The 21,724-nt window shown below is 68.7% G+C and carries 18 protein-coding genes; 8 read left to right on the forward strand and 10 right to left on the reverse strand.

The annotated features are described in order from the left end of the window. Window positions 1-87: 87 nt before the first annotated feature. The 4 genes from AC1HFW_RS16355 to AC1HFW_RS16370 all read left to right on the forward strand — a co-directional run bounded on the left by AC1HFW_RS16355 (window position 88) and on the right by AC1HFW_RS16370 (window position 5,332). Window positions 88-1,599 carry a polyamine aminopropyltransferase gene (locus AC1HFW_RS16355; RefSeq protein WP_061073746.1) on the forward strand — a complete coding sequence of 504 codons (1,512 nt, stop codon included), beginning with the start codon at window positions 88-90 and terminating at the stop codon, window positions 1,597-1,599. Then, the gene (locus AC1HFW_RS16360; RefSeq protein ID WP_241074190.1) at window positions 1,599-3,236 is read left to right on the forward strand and encodes an NAD(P)-binding protein; all 1,638 of its coding nucleotides are present in this window, start codon (window positions 1,599-1,601) and stop codon (window positions 3,234-3,236) included. Before AC1HFW_RS16355 ends, AC1HFW_RS16360 begins: the two co-directional genes overlap by 1 nt. Window positions 3,237-3,381: 145 nt before the next feature. Beyond that, on the forward strand, window positions 3,382-4,632 hold the full coding sequence (locus tag AC1HFW_RS16365; RefSeq protein WP_479284431.1) for an NAD(P)/FAD-dependent oxidoreductase: 1,251 nt from the start codon (window positions 3,382-3,384) through the stop codon (window positions 4,630-4,632). Between the two features lies 1 nt (window position 4,633). Continuing rightward, window positions 4,634-5,332, forward strand: coding sequence for an aspartate/glutamate racemase family protein (locus AC1HFW_RS16370; RefSeq protein ID WP_479284433.1), 699 nt, complete (start codon window positions 4,634-4,636; stop codon window positions 5,330-5,332). 95 nt (window positions 5,333-5,427) lie between these two features. Here AC1HFW_RS16370 and AC1HFW_RS16375 read toward each other — a convergent pair whose 3' ends face one another. From AC1HFW_RS16375 to AC1HFW_RS16385, 3 genes are all read right to left on the reverse strand, one after another. Further along, complete coding sequence (locus tag AC1HFW_RS16375; protein ID WP_006390577.1) at window positions 5,428-6,222, reverse strand: ABC transporter ATP-binding protein; 795 nt, start codon at window positions 6,220-6,222, stop codon at window positions 5,428-5,430. A 1-nt stretch (window position 6,223) separates the two neighbouring features. Continuing rightward, window positions 6,224-7,114, reverse strand: coding sequence for an ABC transporter permease (locus tag AC1HFW_RS16380; RefSeq protein ID WP_006390578.1), 891 nt, complete (start codon window positions 7,112-7,114; stop codon window positions 6,224-6,226). Between the two features lie 391 nt (window positions 7,115-7,505). After that, window positions 7,506-8,477: an ABC transporter substrate-binding protein gene (locus AC1HFW_RS16385; protein ID WP_061073742.1), complete on the reverse strand. Its 972-nt coding sequence runs from the start codon at window positions 8,475-8,477 to the stop codon at window positions 7,506-7,508. A 242-nt stretch (window positions 8,478-8,719) separates the two neighbouring features. Between AC1HFW_RS16385 and AC1HFW_RS16390 the strand changes: the two genes are divergently transcribed. Beyond that, window positions 8,720-9,676, forward strand: a complete 957-nt coding sequence (locus AC1HFW_RS16390) for an aldo/keto reductase (protein WP_061073741.1) — start codon at window positions 8,720-8,722, stop codon at window positions 9,674-9,676. Window positions 9,677-9,703: 27 nt separating this feature from the next. On the opposite strand, the gene AC1HFW_RS16395 is transcribed toward AC1HFW_RS16390, so the two are convergent. From AC1HFW_RS16395 to bktB, 7 genes are all read right to left on the reverse strand, one after another. Next, window positions 9,704-10,678, reverse strand: coding sequence for a Bug family tripartite tricarboxylate transporter substrate binding protein (locus AC1HFW_RS16395; RefSeq protein ID WP_061073740.1), 975 nt, complete (start codon window positions 10,676-10,678; stop codon window positions 9,704-9,706). A 160-nt stretch (window positions 10,679-10,838) separates the two neighbouring features. Continuing rightward, complete coding sequence (locus AC1HFW_RS16400; RefSeq protein ID WP_061073739.1) at window positions 10,839-12,380, reverse strand: malonate--CoA ligase; 1,542 nt, start codon at window positions 12,378-12,380, stop codon at window positions 10,839-10,841. 5 nt (window positions 12,381-12,385) lie between these two features. Beyond that, window positions 12,386-13,177 (reverse strand): enoyl-CoA hydratase/isomerase family protein, encoded by a 792-nt coding sequence (locus tag AC1HFW_RS16405; protein WP_479284435.1) that lies wholly within the window; start codon window positions 13,175-13,177, stop codon window positions 12,386-12,388. A 46-nt stretch (window positions 13,178-13,223) separates the two neighbouring features. Beyond that, entirely contained in the window at window positions 13,224-14,540 is a 1,317-nt protein-coding gene (locus AC1HFW_RS16410; RefSeq protein ID WP_241069796.1) for a malonyl-CoA decarboxylase domain-containing protein, read from the reverse strand. After that, complete coding sequence (locus AC1HFW_RS16415; protein WP_006390585.1) at window positions 14,491-15,240, reverse strand: GntR family transcriptional regulator; 750 nt, start codon at window positions 15,238-15,240, stop codon at window positions 14,491-14,493. The genes AC1HFW_RS16410 and AC1HFW_RS16415 overlap by 50 nt, the downstream gene beginning before the upstream one ends. 184 nt (window positions 15,241-15,424) lie before the next feature. Continuing rightward, entirely contained in the window at window positions 15,425-16,195 is a 771-nt protein-coding gene (locus tag AC1HFW_RS16420; protein WP_006390586.1) for a class I SAM-dependent methyltransferase, read from the reverse strand. 101 nt (window positions 16,196-16,296) lie between these two features. Then, window positions 16,297-17,478, reverse strand: coding sequence for a beta-ketothiolase BktB (bktB, locus tag AC1HFW_RS16425; RefSeq protein ID WP_479284436.1), 1,182 nt, complete (start codon window positions 17,476-17,478; stop codon window positions 16,297-16,299). A 368-nt stretch (window positions 17,479-17,846) separates the two neighbouring features. Here bktB and AC1HFW_RS16430 point away from each other — a divergent pair, with 368 nt between their 5' ends. The 3 genes from AC1HFW_RS16430 to AC1HFW_RS16440 are packed head-to-tail and all read left to right on the forward strand — an operon-like array spanning window position 17,847 to window position 21,720. Next, on the forward strand, window positions 17,847-19,115 hold the full coding sequence (locus AC1HFW_RS16430) for a carbohydrate porin (protein ID WP_479286514.1): 1,269 nt from the start codon (window positions 17,847-17,849) through the stop codon (window positions 19,113-19,115). A 26-nt stretch (window positions 19,116-19,141) separates the two neighbouring features. Next, the gene (gene xylF, locus AC1HFW_RS16435) at window positions 19,142-20,158 is read left to right on the forward strand and encodes a D-xylose ABC transporter substrate-binding protein (RefSeq protein WP_006390589.1); all 1,017 of its coding nucleotides are present in this window, start codon (window positions 19,142-19,144) and stop codon (window positions 20,156-20,158) included. A 14-nt stretch (window positions 20,159-20,172) separates the two neighbouring features. Continuing rightward, a complete protein-coding gene (locus AC1HFW_RS16440; RefSeq protein WP_479284437.1) occupies window positions 20,173-21,720 on the forward strand; it encodes a xylose ABC transporter ATP-binding protein in 1,548 nt (515 codons plus the stop codon). The last annotated feature ends 4 nt before the right edge of the window (window positions 21,721-21,724 follow it).

Below are 21,724 nucleotides of genomic sequence, written 5' to 3' on the forward strand. Positions count from 1 at the left end.
TATTCGCCCCCTTCAGGCCCCTAATTGCGCGCAGTATATACGGCGCTTTCGATATACTGCGAACGCATTTTCAGAGTCGGAACCCCCATGCGCGACCGCGTTCTCATCCTGTCGGTATTGATCGTCGCGTCCTGCGGCCTGGGCTACGAGCTCATCAGCAGCGCGCTCGCCAGCTATCTGCTGGGGGATTCCATTCTCCAGTTCTCGTCCGTCATCGGCTGCTACCTGTTCGCGATGGGCATCGGATCGTGGTTGTCAAAATATGTAAAAGACGACGACGTTTTGAATCGATTCATCGACGTCGAGCTGGCCGTCGCATTATTGGGAGGTGTTTCCGCCGCCGTCCTGTTCCTGGTGTTCGCCTGGCTGTCGGCGCCGTTTCGCGCGGCGTTGTATGTCGGCGTATTCATCATCGGGCTGATGGTCGGCATGGAGATCCCGCTGGTGATGCGGGTGTTCAACCAGCGCAAGGCCGAGTTCCGCGAGATCGTCAGCCGCGTGCTGACCTTCGACTACCTCGGCGCGCTGGCCGTGTCGCTGATCTTTCCGCTGCTGCTGGCGCCCAAGCTGGGCCTGCTGCGCACCGGTTTCCTGTTCGGCATGCTCAACGCCAGCGTGGCGCTGTGGACCACCTGGCTGTTCCGCAACGAGATCCGGCGCCCGGCCGAACGCGCCGTGCGCGGCGGCGTGGTGCTGGGCCTGCTGGCGCTGGGCTTCCTGTTTTCCGGCCAGATGACGGCCTGGGCAGAGAAAGGCCTGTACGGCGACGACGTGGTGCACGCCGAGACCACGCCCTACCAGCGCCTGATCGTGACGCGCTGGCACGACGATCTGCGGCTCTACATCAATGGCAACCTGCAGTTCTCGTCGCGCGACGAACACCGCTATCACGAGTCGCTGGTGATCCCGGGCCTGCAGGCCTTGCCGTGGGCCCGCAACGTGCTGGTGCTGGGCGGCGGCGACGGCCTGGCGGTGCGCGAGATCCTCAAGTACAAGCACGTCGAGCACGTCACGCTGGTGGACCTGGACCCGGCCATGACCGGCCTGTTCTCGCGTTCCGAACCGCTGACCAAGCTGAACCAGGGCTCGCTGACCGATCCGCGCGTCACCGTCATCAACGACGACGCCGGCCGCTGGCTCGAAAGCCACGCCGAGGTCTACGACTTCATCGTGGTGGACTTTCCGGATCCGTCCAACTTCGGCCTGGGCCGGCTGTACTCGGTGCCGGTCTACCACCTGATGGCGCGCCACCTGGCCGAGAACGGCTACATGGTGATCCAGTCGACCTCGCCCTACTTCGCGCCGCGCTCGTTCTGGAGCGTGGACGCCACGCTCAAGGAAGCCGGCCTGAACACCTGGCCATACCACGCCTACGTGCCGTCGTTCGGCGACTGGGGCTTCATCCTGGCCGGCAAGCGCCGCGACTACACGCCGCCGGACGCCATCAGCGTGTCCACCCGCTACCTCGACCCCGCCACCCTGCGCGAGCTGTTCCACTTTCCCGCCGACATGCCGGCGCTGGCCATGCCGCCGAACCGCCTGAACGAACAGTCGCTCGTGCGCTACTTCGACGAGGACTGGCGCAGGGTCATCCGCTGATGCGCCGCCGCACCTTCCTGCTGGGCGCGGCCACCGCCGCCGCCGCGGGCACGGCGGGCTACTACCGCTCGCGCGTGGTCGAGACCACGCCCGAGGTGCGCTATCCCGGCATGCAGGCCGGCCACGCGCTGCGCGATGGCGCGGCGTTGCCGCCGTCCTCAGGCAGCCGCCGCTGCCAGGTGGCGATCCTGGGCTCCGGGGTGGCCGGCCTGTCGTGCGCCTGGAAACTGGCGCGCGAAGGCTTTACCGATTTCGTCGTGGTCGAGGGCCCCGAGTACGGCGGCAACGCCGCCGCCGGCGCGCGCGACGGCCTGGACTATCCGCTTGGCGCGCACTACCTGCCGCTGCCGTCGATGCAGTCCACCCACGTGCGCGAAATGCTGGCCGACTTCGGCATCGCCGAACGCGACGCTTTCAGCGAACGGCCCTATTACGACGAGGCCATCCTGGCGCATTCGCCGCAGGAACGCCTGCTGCGCGACGGCCGCTGGGAAGACGGCCTGCTGCCGATGCACGGGCTGCCCGAGGCCGATATCGAACAGCACCGCAAGTTCCTGGCGCGGGTCGACCAGCTGCACGGCGCGACCGGCAACGACGGCCGCAAGGTCTTCTGCATCCCGATCGTGCTGTCCTCGCGCGATCCGGCCTGGCGCGCGCTGGATGCGCTGACCTTCAAACAGTGGCTGGAACGCGAGGGCTATACCTCGCCCGCGCTGCACTGGTACCTGAACTACTGCTGCCGCGACGACTACGGCGCGCCCTACGACCGGGTCTCGGCCTGGGCCGGCCTGCACTATTTCGCCAGCCGCGACGGCCATGCCGCCAACGCCAACGAAGGCGCGGTGCTGACCTGGCCGGGCGGCCTGGCGCCGCTGGCGCAGCGATTGCGCGACGCCATCAGCGCGCGCCTCGGCCACGGCGGCTGGCTGCTGCCGGGCACCGCCGTGCGGCTGCGCGAAAGCGCCGCCGGCCCGCGCATCGATTGCCTCGCCCCGGGCGCGGCCGCCAGCGTCTATACGCTGGAAGCGCAACGCGCGGTCTGCGCCATGCCGCTGTTCGTGGCGCAGCGCATCCTGCCGGACATCCGCGCCTATGGCTACGATCCGGCCACGCATGCCTCGCCGCACGCGCCCTGGCTGGTGTCGAACTTCGTGATGGACGGCTATCCGCGCGAGGCGCCGGGCGAACCGCTGTCGTGGGACAACGTGGTCTACCAGGGCCAGGCCCTGGGCTACGTGGTCTCGACCCACCAGTTGCTGCGCGTGGCGCGCTCGCCCCGCACCGTGTTCACCGCTTATCACGCGCTCAGCGCCCGCACGCCGCAGGACGCGCGCCAATGGCTGGCCGGCGCCTCGCCCGAGGCGCTGCGCGACGAGGCCGCCGCCGACCTGGTCGCCGCCTATGGCGAAGAGTTCTGGCGCCGCGCCCGCCAGCTGGAGATCACCGTGCGCGGCCACGCCATGGCGTCGCCCTATTGCGGCTACCTGTCGAATGCCGGCCTGGCGGCATTGCGCGAGGTCGACGGCCCGGTGCTGTTCGCCCATGCCGACCTGTCCGGGTATTCGGTGTTCGAAGAGGCGGCGTGGTGGGGCGTGGCGGCGGCCGGCCGTATCCTGGGGCAGCGGCCGCCGGCCTGACCGCCGCTGGCGGACACGCCTGGCGGCCGCCCGGCGGGGCGTCGCAATCATGGATTGTCCGCTCTCGCTGACGCCCGCCCGCTGCCCTACAATCGGCCGCTTACCCTCCCTTGATCCCGTACCGACTCAAGCAGCGACAGCGACGATGGGAAAGCAAGTCATAGTGCTCGGCGCCGGCATCGTCGGCGTCTGCTGCGCGCTGGAACTGCAGCGCCGCGGCATGCAGGTCACCCTGGTCGACCGCCAGGATCCCGGCCGGGAGACGTCCTTCGGCAATGCCGGCGTCCTGGCCCGCAGCTCCCTCATGCCCTTCAACCACCCCGGCCTGTGGCGCCAGTTGCCCCGGCTGCTGGGCAATGACACCGTCCAGTTCCGCTACCGCGCCTCGTACCTGGCCCGCAACCTGGGCTGGGCCGCGGGCTTCCTGGCGCGCGCCCGGCCATCGGTGTTCCGCGAAACCACGGCGGCGCTCGACAGCCTGATCCGGCGGTCCGCGACCGAACACCTGCGCCTGCTGGACCAGGCCGGCGCCCGTCACCGCCTGCGCGACAGCGGCTGGATCTTCCTGTTCCGCAGCGAACAGGCGTGGCAGGGCGGCGCCCTGGCGCGCGAGGCCTACGCCCGCCACCAGGTGCCGACCCAGGCGCTGGATGGCGCCGACCTGGCGCGGCTGGAGCCCGCCCTGGCGCCGATCTTTCCGCGCGCGCTGTGGATCCAGGGCTCGTATTCGGTGGACGATCCCGGCGCCGTGACCGCGGCCTACGCCGACCTGTTCCAGCGCTCGGGCGGCGTCTTGCGCACGCTGCGGGCCGCCGCCATCCGCCGCGACGGCGGGCGCGGCTGGGTCGTGCAGGGCGACGCCGGCGCGCAAACCCTGGCTGCCCCCGACCTGGTGGTGGCGCTGGGCCCGTGGTCCAAGGCCCTGCTCAAGACCACCGGCATCGACCTGCCGCTGGCGTTCGAGCGCGGCTATCACATGCATTACGGCGCCGCCGACGGCCCGGCGCTGGGCCGTCCCATCTACGACACTGGCGGCGGCTACGTGCTGTCGCCCATGGCGCGCGGCCTGCGGCTGACCACCGGGGTCGAGCTGGACGACTGCGACGCGCCCGCCCGTCCCGTCCAGCTGGACCTGGCCGAGGCCCGGGCACGCGAGGCCATCGGCCTGGGCCCGCGGCTGGATCCGCAGGCCTGGCTCGGCCGCCGCCCCACGCTGCCGGACAGCCGCCCGATGATCGGCCAGGCGCCGCGCCATCCGGGCCTGTGGCTGGCGCTGGGCCACCAGCACATCGGTTTCAGCACGGCGCCCGGCACCGCGCAGATACTGGGGGAACTGATGACCGACGGCGCCGCCGCGAGCCGCCACGGCGCATTCCGCCCGGAACGCTTCCTCTGACATGCCGCCAGCCCGCATGGATCCGACCACCACCGCTCCCGCCGGCTTCCTCGGCCTGCTGATGCTGGACACGCGCTTTCCGCGCCCGCCCGGCGACGTCGGCAATCCCCAGACCTATGCCCGCGCCGGCATCCCGGCGCGCTTCGTCACGGTGCGGGGCGCCTCGCCGCGCAAGATCGTGCAGGAGGCCGACCCGGCCTTCCTGCAACCGTTCATCGATGCCGCCGTCGGCCTGGCGCGCGACGGCGCGGCGTTGATCTCCACCAGCTGCGGCTTCCTGGCGCGCTACCAGAATGCCCTGCAGGCGGCCGTGCCGGTGCCGGTGGTGACGTCGAGCCTGCTGCAATGCCGCGGGCTGGCGCGGGTGGGCATCGTCACCTTCGACGCGGCCTCGCTCGACCGCGCGGTGCTGGACGCGGCCGGCGTGCCGGCCAACGCCGTGGTCGAAGGCCTGGAGCCCGGCTGCGAAATGCAGGCGCGTATCCTGGAGAACGCCATCGACATGGACCTGCGGGAGGCCGAGCGCAACGTGATCGCCGCGGCCGAACGGCTAGCGCGGCGCGCCCCGGGCCTGAGCGACATCGTGCTCGAATGCACCAACATGCCGCCCTACCGCGAGGCCGTGGCGCGCGCCACCGGCCTGCCGGTGCACGACATCGAGACGCTGCTGCTGCGCACCTGGCGCGCGCTGGCGGCCTGACGGCCTTTTGCCCCACGCGCCGGCATGAAAAAACCCGGCGTGATCCCGAGGGATCCACGCCGGGTCTTGCGCCTGACGGCGGCCGGACCGGTCGATCAGCCCAGCAGCAAGGCGTCGTCCGACAGCTTCTCGCCGCGCACGCGCTCGAACATGGCCAGCAGGTCCGGCACGTCCATGCCGCGGCGTTCGTCGCCGGACACGTCCAGCACCACCTGGCCCTGGTGCAACATCACGGTGCGGTCGCCCACATCCAGCGCCTGGCGCATGCTGTGCGTGACCATCATGGTGGTCAGCTTGCTTTCCGACACGATGCGCGCCGTCAGCTGCAGCACGAAGTCGGCGGTGCGCGGGTCGAGCGCGGCAGTGTGCTCGTCCAGCAGCAGGATGCGCGACGGCTGCAGCGCCGCCATCAACAGGCTCACGGCCTGGCGCTGGCCGCCCGAGAGCAGGCCGATGCGGTCGGTCAGGCGGTTTTCCAGGCCCAGGCCAAGCGTGGCCAGGCGTTCACGGAAGCCTTCCTTCATCGAGGCCTTGACCGCGCGGCCATAGCCGCGGCGCGCGCCGCGCAACTGCGCCAGCGCCATGTTCTCTTCGATGGTCAGGTCTTCGCAGGTGCCGGCCATCGGATCCTGGAACACGCGCGCCACGCGCGAGGCGCGCGACCAGACCGGCTGGCGCGTGACGTCGGCGCCGTCGATCTCGATGCGGCCGGAATCGATCGGCAGGTCGCCCGACACGGCATTCAGGAAGGTCGACTTGCCGGCGCCGTTGGAACCGATGACGGTGACGAACTGGCCCGAGGGAATGTCCAGCGACAGCCCGCGCAGCGCGCGCGTCTCGATCGGCGTGCCGGCGTTGAAGGTGATCTTGAGGTCTTTTGCGGACAGCATATCAGCGCCCCTTCTTGCCGAACAGCCGGCGCTTGAGCATGGGAATGACCAGGGCGACCGTGACCAGCACCGCGGTGACGAGGTTCAGGTCCTGCGCCTTCAGGCCGATGAAATCGCTGTTCAGCGCCAGCGCGATGAAGAAGCGGTAGACGATGGCGCCGATGATGACGGCCAGCGTGGCCAGCACCAGCTTGCGCGACGGCAGGATGCTTTCGCCGACGATCACCGCGGCCAGGCCGATGACGATGGTGCCGATGCCCATGGAGATGTCGGAACCGCCCTGGGTCTGCGCGAACAGCGCGCCGGCCATCGCGACCAGCGCGTTCGACAGCGCCATGCCGCCCAGGATCATGCGGCCGGTGTTCACGCCCTGCGCGCGCGCCATGCGGCCGTTCGAGCCGGTGGCGCGCACCGCCAGGCCGGTCTGGGTGGCGAAGAACCAGTCCAGCGCCAGCTTGGCCAGGATCACGATGACCACCAGGATCAGCGGCCGGGCCACGTAGTCCGACAGCCAGCCCGGCTGCAGGATGGTGAAGACGGTGGGTTCGGTGATGAGCGGCACGTTGGGCTTGCCCATGATGCGCAGGTTCACGGAATACAGCGCGATCATCATCAGGATGCTGGCCAGCAGATCCATGATCTTGAGCTTGACGTTGAGCCAGCCTGTGACCAGCCCCGCGGCCGCGCCGGCGAAGGTGGCGGCGATGGTGGCCACGAATGGGTCGGTGCCCGAGGCGATCAGCGTGGCACAGACGGCGCCGCCCAGCGGGAAGCTGCCGTCAACGGTCAGGTCCGGAAAGCGCAGCAGGCGAAAGGAGATATATACGCCCAAGGCCACCAGGCTGAAGATCAGGCCGATCTCCAGCGCGCCTAGCAACGAGAACAATGACATGGGTCAAATCCAATCAGGTAAGGAACGAGCATATTAGAGATTGGGAACGTCCAAATTCTTGCGTTTCGGGGCCAGTTTTACCCGAGCTTTCGCAATAAACGTTTCCTGCCGTGCGATTTTCTCTCGATTCCTGCCAAGGCGTTGCCGGGCTTGGCGGCCAGGGCCGCAAGCGGGCTGCTTGATGGACGCTCCAGGGGAGCAAAACGCGGCATGCGGTCCGTGACCGACCTGCCGTTCAAGGCCAACGCCATCGCGCCGGGCCGCGCGCATCTTGTGAATGCTGCCGCCCTGTGGACCCCGCGTACCGGCGCGGGGAAAACACAAGAAAACAAGATAAAACAAAACCCCGCTCATGCCGGGTGGGCACGGGCGGGGCCGAACGACTTGCGCTTTACTTTACCACCACCGCGGCCGACTTGATGATCGCGTCGGACAGCGTCACGCCTTGCTTGGCGGCGGCGCCCGGGTTCACGTAGAGCTCAAGCTTGGAGATGGTTTCGGACGGGATGGCGCCGGGCTTCTCGCCCTTGAGGATGCGCACCACGACCTTGCCGGTCTGCACGCCCAGGTCACGGTAGTTGATGCCCAGGGCGGCGATGCCACCGCGCTTGACGCTGTCGGTGTCCGAGGCGATCAGCGGGATCTTGGCGTCGTTGCCGACCTTCACCAGCGACTCGTAGGCCGAGACCACGTTGTTGTCGGTGTTGGTGTAGATGACGTCGACCTTGCCGATCAGGCTGCGGGCGGCGGAAGCCACGTCGACCGAACGCGGGGCGGCGGCTTCGACCAGGCTCATGCCCGACTTGGGCAGCAGTTCCTGCAGCTTCTTGACCACCACGACCGAGTTGGCCTCGCCCGGGTTGTAGACCATGCCGACGCGCTTGGCGTTGGGCACGATCTTCTTGATCAGCTCGACCTGCTTGTCCAGCGCCAGCAGGTCGGACACGCCGGTGACGTTGGTGCCCGAGGCGTCCATGCTGGGCACCAGCTGGGCGGCGACCGGGTCGGTCACGGCGGAATAGACCACCGGCACGTCCTTGGTGGCGGCCACGACGGCCTGGGCCGACGGGGTGGCGATGGCGACGATGGCGTCAGGCTTGTCGCCAACGAACTTGCGCGCGATCTGGGCGGCGGTGCCGGTGTTGCCCTGCGCGCTCTGGTATTGCCACTTCAGGTTCTTGCCCGGCTCGTAACCGGCCTGCTTGAGGGCGTCCTGCACCCCGTCACGCACGGCGTCCAGCGCCGGATGCTCGACGATGGCGGTGATCGCCACCGACTTCTGCTGCGCCGCCACCGGCGCGGCGATCGCCATCGCCAGCGCCATCGCGCCAACCGTCAGAAAATGTTTTTTTCCGATCAGCATAGGTAAGCTCCTTGAACCCTTGGTATTTGTTCATTATTACGGCTGTTCCGCGGGCTTCCCCACGGTCCGGACAGTCGTAAAGCCGTATAGTCTAACGTGTCGCAACACAAATTCACTTGGGGGGAATCCCTGAAATGGTGCATGCGCGGCACGCCTGCCCCATGCCGGGGCGCGCGGCGCCAATATACTAAAAGCGCCGCCCCCGCGCGACACGACATCCGCGACATCCAAAGGGCCACATCATGATCAAACGCGCACTGGGCCGTTCCGGCCTGCAGATCCCTCCCCTCACCTTCGGCGGCAACGTCTTCGGCTGGACCGTCGACGAAGCCGGCACCTTCTCGCTGCTGGACGCCCTGGTCGACGCGGGCCTGAATTTCATCGACACCGCCGACGTCTATTCGCGCTGGGTGCCCGGCAACCAGGGCGGCGAATCCGAAGCCCTGATCGGCAAATGGCTCAAGCGCTCGGGCAAGCGCGACCGCGTGCTGATCGCCACCAAGGTCGGCATGGAGATGGGCCCGGACGCCAAGGGCCTGGCGCCGGCCTACATCAGGCGCTCGCTGGACGCGTCGCTGGCGCGGCTGCAGACCGACCACGTCGACCTGTACCAGTCGCACAAGGACGACCCCGACACCCCGCTGACCGACACGCTGGGCGAGTACGCCAAGCTGATCGAGGCCGGCAAGGTGCGCGCCATCGGCGCCTCCAACTACACCGCGGTGCGCCTGTCCGAAGCGCTGATCGCCAGCGAACGGCACAACCTGCCGCGCTACGAGAGCATCCAGCCCGAATACAACCTGTACAGCCGCGAGCCGTTCGAAGGCCACCTGCAGGCGCTGGTCAAGGCGCAGGACCTGGGCACCATCAACTATTACGCGCTGGCCAGCGGCTTTCTCAGCGGCAAGTACCGCAGCCCGGCCGACGTCGGCAAGAGCGCGCGCGGCAAGAAGATCGTCGACACCTACCTGAACGATCGCGGCTACCGCATCCTGAAGGCGCTGGATGAAGTCGCCGAGGATGCCAACTGTACGCCCGCGCAGGCCGCGCTGGCCTGGCAGATCGCGCAGCCGGGCATCACCTCGCCGATCGTCAGCGCGACATCGCTGGCGCAGCTGGACGAACTGGTCAAGGCCGCCAGCCTGACGCTGACGCGCGACCAGCTGGCCAGGCTGAGCCTGGCCAGCGACTGGCGCTGACGGGGCCGCGCCAGCGCCCTGCGGGCGTCAATCCAGCTTGACGCCCGAGTCCGACACCACCTTGGCCCAGCGCGCCACTTCGCTGTCGACGAACTTGCCGAAGGCCGGACCGGTCAGCGTCGGCACCGACGTGCCGTTGCTCTCCCAGGTCTCCTTGATCTTCGGCGTGTTCAGGGCCTTGGTGATCTCGGCGGTCATGCGGTCCACCGCTACCTGCGGCGTGCCGGCGGGCGCCCAGATCGCATACCAGGTCGACACCACGTAGTTCGGCACCCCGGCCTCGGCCGCGGTCGGCACATCCGGCAGCGACGGCGAGCGCTGCTCCGCGGCCACCGCCAGCGGCTTGATCGCGCCCGAACGGATGTGGCCGGAAGACGAACCCAGGCCGTCGAAGGCCAGGTCCACCTGCCCGCCGATCAGCGCGGTCAGCATTGGGCCGGCCCCCTGGTACGGCACGTCGACCAGCTTGATGCCGGTCTGCATCGCGAACAGCTCGCCGGCCAGGTGGTGCGTGCTGCCCTTGCCGGCGGTGCCGAAGTTGACGTCGCCAGGATGCTGCTTGGCGTAGGCGATGAATTCCTGCAGCGTCTTGACCGGCAGCTTGGTGGCGTTGATGACCACCACCTGCGGCGGCTGCGCCACCAGCGCCACCGGCACGAAGTCCTTCTGGATGTTGTAGTTCAGGCTCTTGTACAGCGACGGCGCCAGCGCGTGGTGCGCGCCCCCCATGAAGAAGGTGTAGCCATCGGGCCGGGCCTTGGCGGCCACGCCCGCGCCGACGGTGCCGCCCGCGCCGCCCTTGTTGTCGATCACCACCGACTGGCCCAGTTGCATCGTCAACTGCTGGGCCAGGGGCCGGGCGAAGGTATCGGTGCCGCCCCCGGCGGGAAAGGGCACGATGAGCGTGATGGGCCGTTCCGGCCAGGACGCGGCGCCGGCGCTGCCGGCGAAACCGGCGGCCAGCGTGGCCAGCAGGGCCGCGGCGAGTGTGCGGTATTTCATATTGTCTCCTCTTGCTGCAGCGTGGGGACGGCGCGTTTCCCGCGTCTCGTCTCTTGTGTTCTTGGGTTGGGATGCTGCCTGGTTCGGGAATCGTTCTGGAAGGGATCGGGCTCCTTGAAAAAAATGGCCGGTCCCGATGGACCGGCCCGGCATGATGGCGCTACAGCGCCTGATAGGTTTCGCGCAGCACGTTCTTCTGCACCTTGCCCATGGTGTTGCGCGGCAACTGGTCGACGATGTGCACGCGCTTGGGCACCTTGAAGTTGGCGATGCGCGCCTTCAGCTCCGCCTGCATCGCGGCGGCGTCCAGCGACACGCCGTCCTTGGGCACCACCACCGCCACCACCGCTTCGCCGAAGTCGGCGTGCGGCACGCCGATGACGGCCGACTCGGCCACGCCCGGCATGTCGTCGATCAGCGTCTCGATCTCTTTCGGATAGACGTTGAAGCCGCCGGAGATGATCAGGTCCTTGCTGCGGCCGACGATCGACAGGTAGTCGGCGGGCACGTCGCGGCCGGCCGATTCGCCGCCCCAGCGGCCCACGTCGCCGGTCTTGAACCAGCCGTCCTGGGTGAATTCCTCGCGGGTCTTTTCCGGCATGCGCCAGTAGCCCGAGAACACGTTGGGCCCGCGCACCTGCACATTGCCGATCTCGCCCGGCGCCAGCGCGATGCCGGCGTCGTCCACCACCCGCACCTGCACGCCCGGCAAGGCCCGGCCCACGGTGCCGGCCAGGCGTTCGCCATCGGCCGCGTCATACGGATTGGAGGTCAGCATGACGGTCTCGCTCATGCCGTAGCGTTCCAGGATGGCGTGGCCGCTGCGCTCGCGGAAATCGTTGAAGGTCTCGGACAGCAGCGGCGCCGAACCCGAGATGAACAGGCGCATGTTGGCGCACGCGTCGCGGTTGAAGCGCTTGTCGGCCAGCAGCCGCACGTAATAGGTCGGCACGCCCATCATCACCGTGCTCTGCGGCAGATAGCGCAGCGCCTGGTCGGCGTCCAGCTTGGGCAGCCAGATCATCTTGGCGCCGGCCAGCAGCGCGCCGTGCGAGGCCACGAACAGGCCGTGCACGTGGAAGATCGGCAGCATGTGCAGCAGCACGTCGTCCGAACGCCAGCCCCAGTACTTGTGCAGCACCTGCGCGTTGGACGCCAGGTTGCCATGCGACAGCATCGCGCCCTTGCTGCGGCCGGTGGTGCCGGACGTGTACAGGATCGCGGCCAGGTCGTCCGGCTTGCGCTTGACGGTCTTGAAGGCCTGCGACAGGCCGCCGGCGGCATCCAGCAAGGTGCCGGTGCGGTCTTCGTCGAGCGTGTAGACGTGGGCGCAACCGGCCTTGTCGGCGGCGCGCTGGACCCAGTCGCGGTTCTTGCCGGCGCAGACCACCACCGCCGGTTCGGCGTTGCCCAGGAAGTATTCGATCTCGGCTTCGCGGTAGGCGGTGTTCAGCGGCAGGTACACCAGGCCGGCGCGCAGCGTGGCCAGGTACAGCAGCAGGGCCTCGGGCGATTTCTCGACCTGCACCGCGACCCGCGCGCCCGCGGGCAGCTTGAGCGAGGTCAGCAGATTCGCCAGGCAGGCCGTGGCGCGGTCGATGTCGTCCCAGGTGTAGGCCAGCTCGGGGGTTTCGAGCGCGACCTGTTTGCGATCGGCGGGGAATCCGCCCTCCAGCACAGCATATAGATTGGCGTTGCTCACCGTCTTCAGTCTCCGGAAAAGTGGGGGTCTACGCCGGCCAGGAAGGCGCGCACGCCCTCCTTGTGGTCGTGGCTGTCGGCGTAGGAGAAATAATCCTGGTATTCGGCCTCGGTCAAGGCGCCGCCCTGCGCCAGGCGGGCGGACAGGCGCTTGTTGATGCGCGCGGCCAGCGGCGCGCCCTGGCTGATGCGCTCGGCGCTGCGCTGGGCCTGCGCGGCCACCTCGGCGTCGGCCACGATGCGCGTCAGCAGGCCCAGGTCGCGCGCCTCGGCGGCGCCGAACACGCGGCCTTCGAGCAGGATGGCCAGGGTCGCGGCGCGGCCGGCCAATGCCAGCAGGCCGCGCATTTCATCGGGCGCCATGGGAAAGCCCAACCGGTTGATCGGCACGCCGAAGCGCGCCGATTCGCCGGCGATGCGCAGGTCGCACTGGCAGGCGATCTCCAGCCCGCCACCGACGCACACGCCTTCGATCTGCGCCACCACCGGATGCGGGCATTGCGCCACGGCCATCAACGCGGGCGCCAGTATCTCGCGGTGGTAGCGCTGCACGCCCGCGGCGTCGGCGCGCTCGACCGGAAACTCGCGGATGTCCGCGCCCGCGGCGAAATTGCCGCCCTCGCCGCGCACGATCACGCAACGCAGCGTGTCGTCCGCGGCGATGCGCGTGAACACATCGCGCAATTCGCGCCACATGCCCACGGTGATGGCGTTCAGCCGCCCCGGGTGCGACAGCGTCACCCAGGCCAGTTGCCCGTCGCGGTGCAGCCGCACACGGCCTGCCGTGTCGTCCGTCATGTCCCCTCGCTGGTTATGTGTTTTATGGGTCGCGGCGCGCCGCCGCTCAGGCCGCGCGCCCCACGCTGCGGCTGACCTGCGGCTTGCCGTCGTGCAGGCGCGCCAGGTTGCCGTCCAGTTCATCCAGGTCGTACAGGTAATTGACCATCAGGCCGCAGGACTGCTTGAGGCCCTTGGCCGAGAGGTCCGCCGCCCAGTTCAGGCGCTCGATGCGCGCGCCGTTGCCCAGGTGGAAGCGCGCCACCGCGTCCAGCGGCAGGCCGTTCTTCATGGCTTGCAGATAGTGCGCGGCCAGCCGGAAGCCGGCGCGCTTGACCACGTCGGGCGTCGCCTTGCCCTGCGCGGCGCGCGCCAGCCGCGCCACCCAGCGCTGGCCGTCCGGCACGCCGGCGCGCTGGCGCGTCTTGGCGCGCGACTTGTCCTCGCGCACGATGGCCTCGACCGCGTCGGCGTCCAGCTTGCCGAGCCAGTCGGCGAAACCCGGAATCGGCGACAGGGTCGCGAACGACTTGAGCTGCGGCAGTTCCTCCAGCAACTGCTCGACCACCCGCTTGAGCAGGAAATTGCCGAAGCTAATGCCCTTGAGGCCCGCCTGCGTGTTCGAGATCGAATAGAAGATCGCCCAGCGCGCCTTGCCCAGGTCCTGCCGCGGCGCGGCGCTGTCCAGCACCGCCTGCACGTTGTCGGCCATGCTGCCGGCGAACGCCACTTCGACGAAGATCAGCGGCACGTCCGGCATCTGCGGATGGAAATAGGCGTAGCAGCGGCGATCCGGCGCCACGCGGTGGCGCAGGTCGTCCCACGACTGGATCTCGTGCACCGCCTCGTAGATGATCAGCTTTTCCAGCAGCGAGGCCGGCGAATCCCAGGTCAGCGGCCGCAACTCCAGCAGGCCGACGTCGAACCATGCCGACAGCAGGCCTTCCAGGTCCTTGTCGAGCGCCTGCACGCCCGCCACCTGCTTGCGCCAGCGCAGCATGTCGGCGCGCAGCTCCACCAGGAAGCGCAGGCCCGCCGGCTGCGCGTTCAGGCGCTTGAAGAACCGCACGCCCTCGCCGCCATCGCCGGCGAAGGTGCCGCGCACCTGCGTCAGCGCGGCCAGCATCAGGCGGCGGTCCTTGCCGTCGGCGGCCACGTACAGCTCGCGCCAGCGCCGCGCCAGCTTGTTGGCGGCCACGTCGGTCAGGCGGGCCTCGAACAGGCGCCGCACTTCGGATTCACTCGGCAGGCGGCCGCGTTCCCACAGGCGTCCCAGGCGCGTGATCAGGCTGTCGCCGGCATCCGCGGCGGTCTCGCCCGACTCGGCGTCGGTGTCAGGCGTGCGTGCGCCGCGCGCGGACTCGAGATGGACGGGTGCGTTCATGGACGGACTCCTCTGCAACGGGAAGATCGGAAAGCGGTGGCGCCTCGTCATCGGCGGCCAGTGCGCGCAGCACTTCGAGCTGGCGCATCAGGTGATGGCGCGCCAGCGCCTCGGCGCGTTCGGGATCGCGGGCCTTCAGGGCCTCGAAGATGGCCAGGTGCTCGGCGCAGGATTCCTCGATGCGGCCGGGCCAGGCCAGGCTGCGGTGGCGCGACAGGCTCAGCACCTTGCGCAGGTTGCCCACCATGTCGACCAGCCACTGGTTGCCGGCGAGCGCCTGCACCGCTTCGTGGATCAGGTAATTGGTCTGGTAATACGCGTCGATGCGGCCGGCGGCGGCATGGCCGGCCAGCGCCTCGTGCAGCGGCGCCAGCGCCTCCAGCTGCGCGTCCGACGCCTTGCATGCGGCCTCGTGGGCGCAGCGCCCTTCCAGCATGGCCATCAGCGGGAAGATGTCTTCCAGGTCCTGCGCCGACAGTTCATTGACGAAGCAGCCGCGGCGCGGCTCCAGCCGCACCAGGCCCTCGGTGGCCAGCACCTTCAGCGCCTCGCGCAGCGGCGTGCGCGAGATGCCCAGTTCGCCGGCCAGGCGCAGCTCGTCGATCCACTCGCCATTGCGCAGCGCGCGCGCATGGATCATGGCGCGAAGGCGATCCGCGACTTCCAGGTACAGGGCTTGCCGGACGATGGGTGAGGTCATGGGCAGACGGCCTGACAGCGCCGTAATTCATAATTATGAATAAGCCCATCATAGTCCTGCCCCAATGGATCAGACTAGTCGGATGTTGTAAGGACTTGCCCTAAGGCGCCGTTCGCGGGGGACGAAAACATGCGAGCGGGAACTGTCGCCCGCGGCCGCACCGGCCACGGGAAACAGGGACGGCCTAGAAATGCAGGATGCCGTCGACCGCGTGGCGGGTCAGCGAGCGCGCCCAGCGGCGCGCCGGCAAGCCGTAGCGGGATTCGACCACCTCGGCCCGCGCCAGCAGGTCGGCCGGCGTGACCGCCAGGCGCGGCCCGGAAAACGCCAGCACGATCTGGTTGCCGGCGTCGATCTCGGGCAGCAGCACGATGCGGTCGTCGAAGGCCTTGGACAGATTGTCGATGTTCTTGCCGAAGCTTTCGTGACGGCCGAACAGGTTCACCGCCACCACCCCGACCTCGCCGAGCACGCGGCGACAATCGCGGTAGAACTTGACGCTGTCGCGCACCGGCCCCTGGGCCGAGGCGTCGTACAGGTCCACCATCAGAACCGGGCAGCGTCCGGCGTTGAGCGGATCGGCGGCCCATTCGGCGGCATCGGCGTGCTCGACCCGCAGTCGGTTCTCGCCCGGCAGGCGGAAGAACATGTGGCAGGCGGCGGTGACGCGCGGGTTCCATTCCACCGCCAGCAGCGGCGCGCGCGTCTGCTTGGCGCAGAAGCGCGCCAGCGAACCGGCGCCCAGGCCGAACATGCCGATGGCCTCGTCCTTGGGCGGTTCCAGGAACAGCAGCCAGGCCATCATCTGGCTGGTGTATTCCAGCACCAGTTCCGCCGGGTTCTTGATGCGCATGGCGCCCTGGACCCATTCGGTGTTGAAGTGCAGATAGCGCACGCCGTCCACTTCCGACAGGGTCGGCTGGTCGAGTTCGGAGGGGAATTTGGATTTGTACATGGCGCGATTGTAGGGCCGGCGCCAGTGACGACAAGGGCGGGCCATTGCGGCCCGCCCCGGATGCGGGATGCGCCGTCAATGGCGCATCGATGACGCCTCGCTCAGATGCGCTCGAAGATCGCCGCGATGCCCTGCCCGCCGCCGATGCACATGGTCACCAGCGCGTAGCGGCCCTGCACGCGCTGCAGTTCATGCAGCGCCTTGACGGTGATGATGGCGCCGGTGGCGCCGATCGGATGGCCCAGGCCGATGCCGCTGCCGTTCGGGTTGACCTTGGCCGGGTCCAGCTTCAACTCGCGGGCCACCGCGCACGCCTGCGCGGCGAAGGCCTCGTTGGCCTCGATCACGTCCAGCTGGTCCACCGTCAGGCCGGCGCGCTTGAGCGCGGCCTGGGTGGCCGGCACCGGACCGATGCCCATGATGGTCGGGTCGACGCCCGCGTGGGCGTACGCCACCAGGCGCGCCAACGGCTTGACGCCGCGCTTGGCGGCGACCGAGGCATTCATCAGCACCAGCGCGCCGGCGCCGTCGTTCAGGCCCGAGGCGTTGCCGGCGGTGACGGTGCCGTTTTCTTTCTGGAACACCGGCTTGAGCGTGGCCAGGCTGTCGGCCGTGACGTCGCGGCGCACGTGTTCGTCGGTATCGAACACCACCTCGCCCTTGCGCGTCTTCTGCACGATCGGCACGATCTGGTCGCGGAAATAGCCGGCCTCGATGGCGTTGGCGGCGCGGCGATGCGATTCGGCGGCGAGCGCGTCCTGGTCCTGGCGGCTGATGCCGAACTGGGCCGCGACGTTCTCGGCGGTCACGCCCATGTGCATGCGGCCGAACGGATCGGACAGCGCGCCGGTCATCATGTCCTGCATGACGCTGTCGCCCATGCGCGCGCCCCAGCGCTGCGCCGGCGCGATGTACGGCGCGCGGCTCATGCTCTCGGCGCCGGCGCCGATGGCGATCTCGGCGTCGCCCAGCAGGATAGTCTGGGTCGCCGAGACGATGGCCTGCAGGCCCGAGCCGCACAGCCGGTTGACGTTGAAGGCCGGCGTTTCCTTGGCGATGCCCGCGTTCATGGCGGCGACGCGCGACAGGTACATGTCGCGCGGTTCGGTATTGATGACGTGGCCCACGGCCACATGGCCGACCTCGTCGCCCTTGACGCCCGCGCGTTCCAGCGCGGCCTTGATGACCGTGGCGCCCAGATCGCAGGGCGGCACGTCCTTCAGCGCGCCGCCAAAGTCGCCGATGGCGGTACGGACGGCGGACGCGACGATGACTTCATTCATGATGTTTCCTCCTGGTTATCTGCCCATCATACTCGCGCGCCCGGCGCCTCCCGCCGCCCCTCGACGCACCACTCTCGCCAGGCGAAAGTCGCCTTTCCCGGCCCCTGGAAAAACACCGCCCTCCCCGGGCAATCCCTAATCCCGATCACAATTGACAGCGCTGTCATTTTTACAGACACTAGCTTCGCCGGTACCTGCCGGTCAACGAAAACAAGCCGCGACGGCCCACGGCACGGGCGGCATCAGGAGACAAAGTCATGGCAATACCTCCCTGCCTTCCGGCAGCGGCAGGGACCGGCGTGCACCTGCGGCCCCTGCGTTTCCCGTCCCCTCCCGCGCCATCCGGCCGCTGGCTGCCCCGGCTGCTGATGGCCGGCCTGTTGTCGGCCGCCGGCGCCGCCCAGGCCTACGACCTGCAGACCAGCCCCTACCTGCTGGGCGACTGGGGTGGCCTGCGCACCCGCCTGGCCGAAAGCGGCGTAACCCTGAACCTGGGCTACACCGGCGAGGCCGCGCACAACTTCAGCGGCGGCCAGGACAAGCTGACGCGCTACACCGACCAGTGGGTCATCGGCGCCACGATGGACCTGGACAAGCTGCTCGGCTGGCATGGCGGCACCTTCCAGATGACCATCACCGACCGCAACGGCCGCAACCTGGGCGCGGACGCCGGCATCGGCAACAACATGCTGATCCAGGAGGTCTACGGCCGCGGCCAGACCTGGCACATGACGCAGTTCTGGTTGAACCAGGCCTTCCTGGACAACCGGGTGCAGTGGAAGATCGGCCGCCTCACGGTGGGCGAGGACTTCGCCAGCTTTTCCTGCGACTTCCAGAACCTGACCTTCTGCGGCTCGCAGCCCGGCAACCTGGTGGGCAGCTACTGGGTCAACTGGCCGACCAGTCAGTGGGCCACGCGCCTGAAGGTCAACACGTCCGAGCAGACTTACGTGCAGGCGGGCGTCTACCAGGTCAACCCGAACTACGTGGACGACGGCTACGCGCGCCGCCACGGGCTGTCGCTGGACAACCCCGGCGGCACCACCGGCGCCCTGATCCCGGTCGAAGTCGGCTGGCTGCCGGCCTGGAACGGCCTGCCCAGCTCGTACAAGTTCGGCGCCTGGTACAACACCTCCGACGGCAAGGACCTGTACCAGGACATCAACCACGCGCCGCGCGGCCAGACCGGGCTGGCGCCGCGCGAACGCAACGGCCAGTATGGCTTCTACATCAACTTCGAGCAGCAGGTCAGCGGCACCGCCGGCGGCCGCGGCGCCTCGGTGTTCCTGAACGTGTCGCAGGCCGACCGCGCCACCGCCGCGCAGGATCACCAGGTCGCGCTCGGCCTGCAGTACAAAGGACCGTTCGGCCTGGCGCGCGACGTCATCGGCGTGGCGATCGGCGCGACCCACAACAACGGCCGCTATGCCGACTACGTGCGCCAGCAGGACCAGCGCCTGGGCACCAGCACCAAGGTGGGCGACGGCTACGAGTACGTGGCCGAGGCCTACTACAGCTGGTCGCCGATCCCGTCCATTTACCTGCGCCCCAATCTGCAGTACATCAGGCATCCTGGCGGCACCAGCGCCAACCACGACGCCTTCATCGTGGGCTTGAAGACCGGTATCACTTTCTGAGCGCGACGCGCCACTAGGAGACTGACATGACCCCATTCTTCCGCCGCCTGCTGGCCTGCGCGCTGGCCATGCCCGCGGTCCTGCTGGCCAGCCCCGCCGCCCACGCCAGCAAGGACGCGCCGGTGATCGGCTTTTCCATCGACGACCTGCGGGTCGAGCGCTGGACCCGCGACCGCAACTATTTCGTCGAGGCCGCCACCGCGCTCGGCGCCAAGGTCAACGTGCAATCGGCCAACGCCAGCGAGTCGCGCCAGATCGCCCAGGTCGAGAACCTGATCGCCGAGGGCGTGGACGCGCTGGTCATCGTGCCGTTCAACTCCAAGGTGCTGGGCAGCGCCATCGCCAAGGCGCACCGCAACGGCATCAAGGTCATCGCCTACGACCGCCTGATCCTGGGCGCGCCGCTGGACGGCTACGTGTCGTTCGACAACATCAAGGTAGGCGAAATGCAGGCCCAGGGCATGGTCGACGCCGTGCCCAAGGGCCGCTACTACCTGCTGGGCGGCGCCTCGACCGACAACAACTCGCGCATGTTCCGCGAAGGCCAGATGAACGTGCTCAAGCCGCTGGTCGCCAAGGGCGACATCACCATCGTCGGCGAGCAGTGGACGCCCGAATGGGATCCGTCCAAGGCCCAGACCATCATCGAGAACGCGCTCAACGCCAACGACAACAACATCCAGGCCATCGTCGCCTCCAACGACGGCACCGCCGGCGGCGCGATCCAGGCGCTGGCGAGCCAGAAACTGGCGGGCAAGGTCGCGGTGTCCGGCCAGGACGCCGACCTGGCCGGCGTGCGCCGCGTGGCGGCGGGCACGCAGACCATGACGGTCTACAAGCCGATCAAGGCCATCGCCGAGGCGGCCGCGCAGATGGCGGTCAACCTAGTGCAGGGCAAGACGCCCGCCTTCAACGCCAAGCTCGACAACGGCAAGGGCGAGGTCAATTCCCTCCTCATCACGCCCACGCTGGTCACGCGCGACAATCTGGACATCCTGGTCAAGGACGGGTTCTATACGGCAGACCAGATCGCGGGCAAGTAGCCGGGAGACGCACCATGGAGCAGCAGCAACCGCTGTTTGAAATGCGCGGCATCGTCAAGGAATTCGCCGGCGTGCGCGCGCTCTCGGGCGTCAGCCTGAGCGTGCGGCCCGGCGAATGCCTGGGACTGTGCGGCGAGAACGGCGCCGGCAAATCGACCCTGATGAAGGTGCTGTCCGGGGTCTACCCGCACGGCAGCTACCAGGGCCAGATCCTGTGGGAAGGGCGCGAGCTGCGCGCGCGCTCGACCCGCGACAGCGAAGACGCCGGCATCGTCATCCTGCACCAGGAGCTGATGCTGGTGCAGCAACTGAGCGTCACCGAGAACATCTTCCTGGGCAACGAAATGCGCCTGCCCGGCGGGCGCATGGACTACCCGTCCATGCACCGGCGCGCCGCCGAGCTGCTGGCGCGGCTCAAGCTCACCGACGTCAACGTGGCCGCCCCCGTCATGAACTACGGCAACGGCCACCAGCAGCTGTTCGAGATCGCCAAGGCGCTGGCCAAGCAAGCGCGCCTGCTGATCTTCGACGAGCCGACCTCCTCGCTCAGCGCCAAGGAAATCGAGGTGCTGCTGGCCATCATCGAAGACCTCAAGCGCGCCGGCGTGGCCTGCATCTACATCTCGCACAAGCTCGACGAGGTCAAGCGCGTCTGTGACACCATCACCGTGATCCGCGATGGCCAGCACATCGCCACCCAGCCGGCGGCCGCCCTCGACGAAGACGGCATCATCGGCCTGATGGTCGGGCGCGCGCTCGAATCGCGCTTCCCGCGCACCGAACGCCAGCCCGGCGCGGTGGTGCTGCAGGCCAGCGGCGTGACCTGCTGGGACGTCACCAACCCGCGGCGCAAGCGCGTGGACGACGCCGCGTTGCAGGTCCGCGCCGGCGAGATCCTCGGCATCGCCGGCCTGGTGGGCGCGGGCCGCACCGAACTGGTGTCGGCCATCTACGGCGCCTACGCCGGCCGCTACCAGGCGCAGGTGCTGGTGGCCGGCCAGCCGGTGCGCATCGCCTCGCCCGCCGAGGCCATCGCGCACGGCCTGTGCCTGGTGCCCGAGGACCGCAAGCGCCACGGCATCGTGCCGCTGATGAGCGTGGCCGAGAACATCACGCTGGCCAGCCTGGCCGACCATGCCCGCGCCACGCGGGTGGATGGCGATTCGGAACTGGCCACGGTCGAGCGCGAAATCGCGCGCCTGCGCATCAAGACGGCCAGCCCCGGCCTACCGGTGGCCAGCCTGTCCGGCGGCAACCAGCAGAAAGTGGTGCTGGCGAAGATGGCGCTCAAGCAACCCAAGATCCTGATCCTGGACGAACCCACCCGCGGCGTCGACATCGGCGCCAAGTACGACATCTACAAGATGATCTTCGACCTCGCCGACCGCGGCGTGGCCATCATCATGGTGTCGTCGGAACTGCCCGAGATCCTCGGCATGAGCGATCGCGTGCTGGTCATGAATGCCGGCCTCATCGCGGGAGACTTTCCCATCCAGGGCCTGACGCCGGAACGCGTGCTCGCCGCCGCCCTCAACACCGACCCGCTGCGGCACGCCGCCTGAACGC

The organism is Achromobacter sp. ISS7, from assembly GCF_056523125.1.

Excerpts from the sequence above, each read along its gene's own strand:
- AC1HFW_RS16430 (WP_479286514.1), top strand. The coding sequence starts at position 17,847 with ATGGCCGGCCTGTTGTCGGCCGCCGGCGCCGCCCAGGCCTACGACCTG.
- AC1HFW_RS16380 (WP_006390578.1), bottom strand. The coding sequence starts at position 7,114 with ATGTCATTGTTCTCGTTGCTAGGCGCGCTGGAGATCGGCCTGATCTTC.
- AC1HFW_RS16390 (WP_061073741.1), top strand. The coding sequence starts at position 8,720 with ATGATCAAACGCGCACTGGGCCGTTCCGGCCTGCAGATCCCTCCCCTC.
- AC1HFW_RS16385 (WP_061073742.1), bottom strand. The coding sequence starts at position 8,477 with ATGCTGATCGGAAAAAAACATTTTCTGACGGTTGGCGCGATGGCGCTG.
- AC1HFW_RS16420 (WP_006390586.1), bottom strand. The coding sequence starts at position 16,195 with ATGTACAAATCCAAATTCCCCTCCGAACTCGACCAGCCGACCCTGTCG.
- AC1HFW_RS16355 (WP_061073746.1), top strand. The coding sequence starts at position 88 with ATGCGCGACCGCGTTCTCATCCTGTCGGTATTGATCGTCGCGTCCTGC.
- AC1HFW_RS16405 (WP_479284435.1), bottom strand. The coding sequence starts at position 13,177 with ATGACGGACGACACGGCAGGCCGTGTGCGGCTGCACCGCGACGGGCAA.
- xylF (WP_006390589.1), top strand. The coding sequence starts at position 19,142 with ATGACCCCATTCTTCCGCCGCCTGCTGGCCTGCGCGCTGGCCATGCCC.
- AC1HFW_RS16375 (WP_006390577.1), bottom strand. The coding sequence starts at position 6,222 with ATGCTGTCCGCAAAAGACCTCAAGATCACCTTCAACGCCGGCACGCCG.
- AC1HFW_RS16415 (WP_006390585.1), bottom strand. The coding sequence starts at position 15,240 with ATGACCTCACCCATCGTCCGGCAAGCCCTGTACCTGGAAGTCGCGGAT.
- AC1HFW_RS16395 (WP_061073740.1), bottom strand. The coding sequence starts at position 10,678 with ATGAAATACCGCACACTCGCCGCGGCCCTGCTGGCCACGCTGGCCGCC.
- AC1HFW_RS16365 (WP_479284431.1), top strand. The coding sequence starts at position 3,382 with ATGGGAAAGCAAGTCATAGTGCTCGGCGCCGGCATCGTCGGCGTCTGC.
- AC1HFW_RS16440 (WP_479284437.1), top strand. The coding sequence starts at position 20,173 with ATGGAGCAGCAGCAACCGCTGTTTGAAATGCGCGGCATCGTCAAGGAA.
- AC1HFW_RS16370 (WP_479284433.1), top strand. The coding sequence starts at position 4,634 with ATGCCGCCAGCCCGCATGGATCCGACCACCACCGCTCCCGCCGGCTTC.
- AC1HFW_RS16360 (WP_241074190.1), top strand. The coding sequence starts at position 1,599 with ATGCGCCGCCGCACCTTCCTGCTGGGCGCGGCCACCGCCGCCGCCGCG.
- AC1HFW_RS16410 (WP_241069796.1), bottom strand. The coding sequence starts at position 14,540 with ATGAACGCACCCGTCCATCTCGAGTCCGCGCGCGGCGCACGCACGCCT.
- bktB (WP_479284436.1), bottom strand. The coding sequence starts at position 17,478 with ATGAATGAAGTCATCGTCGCGTCCGCCGTCCGTACCGCCATCGGCGAC.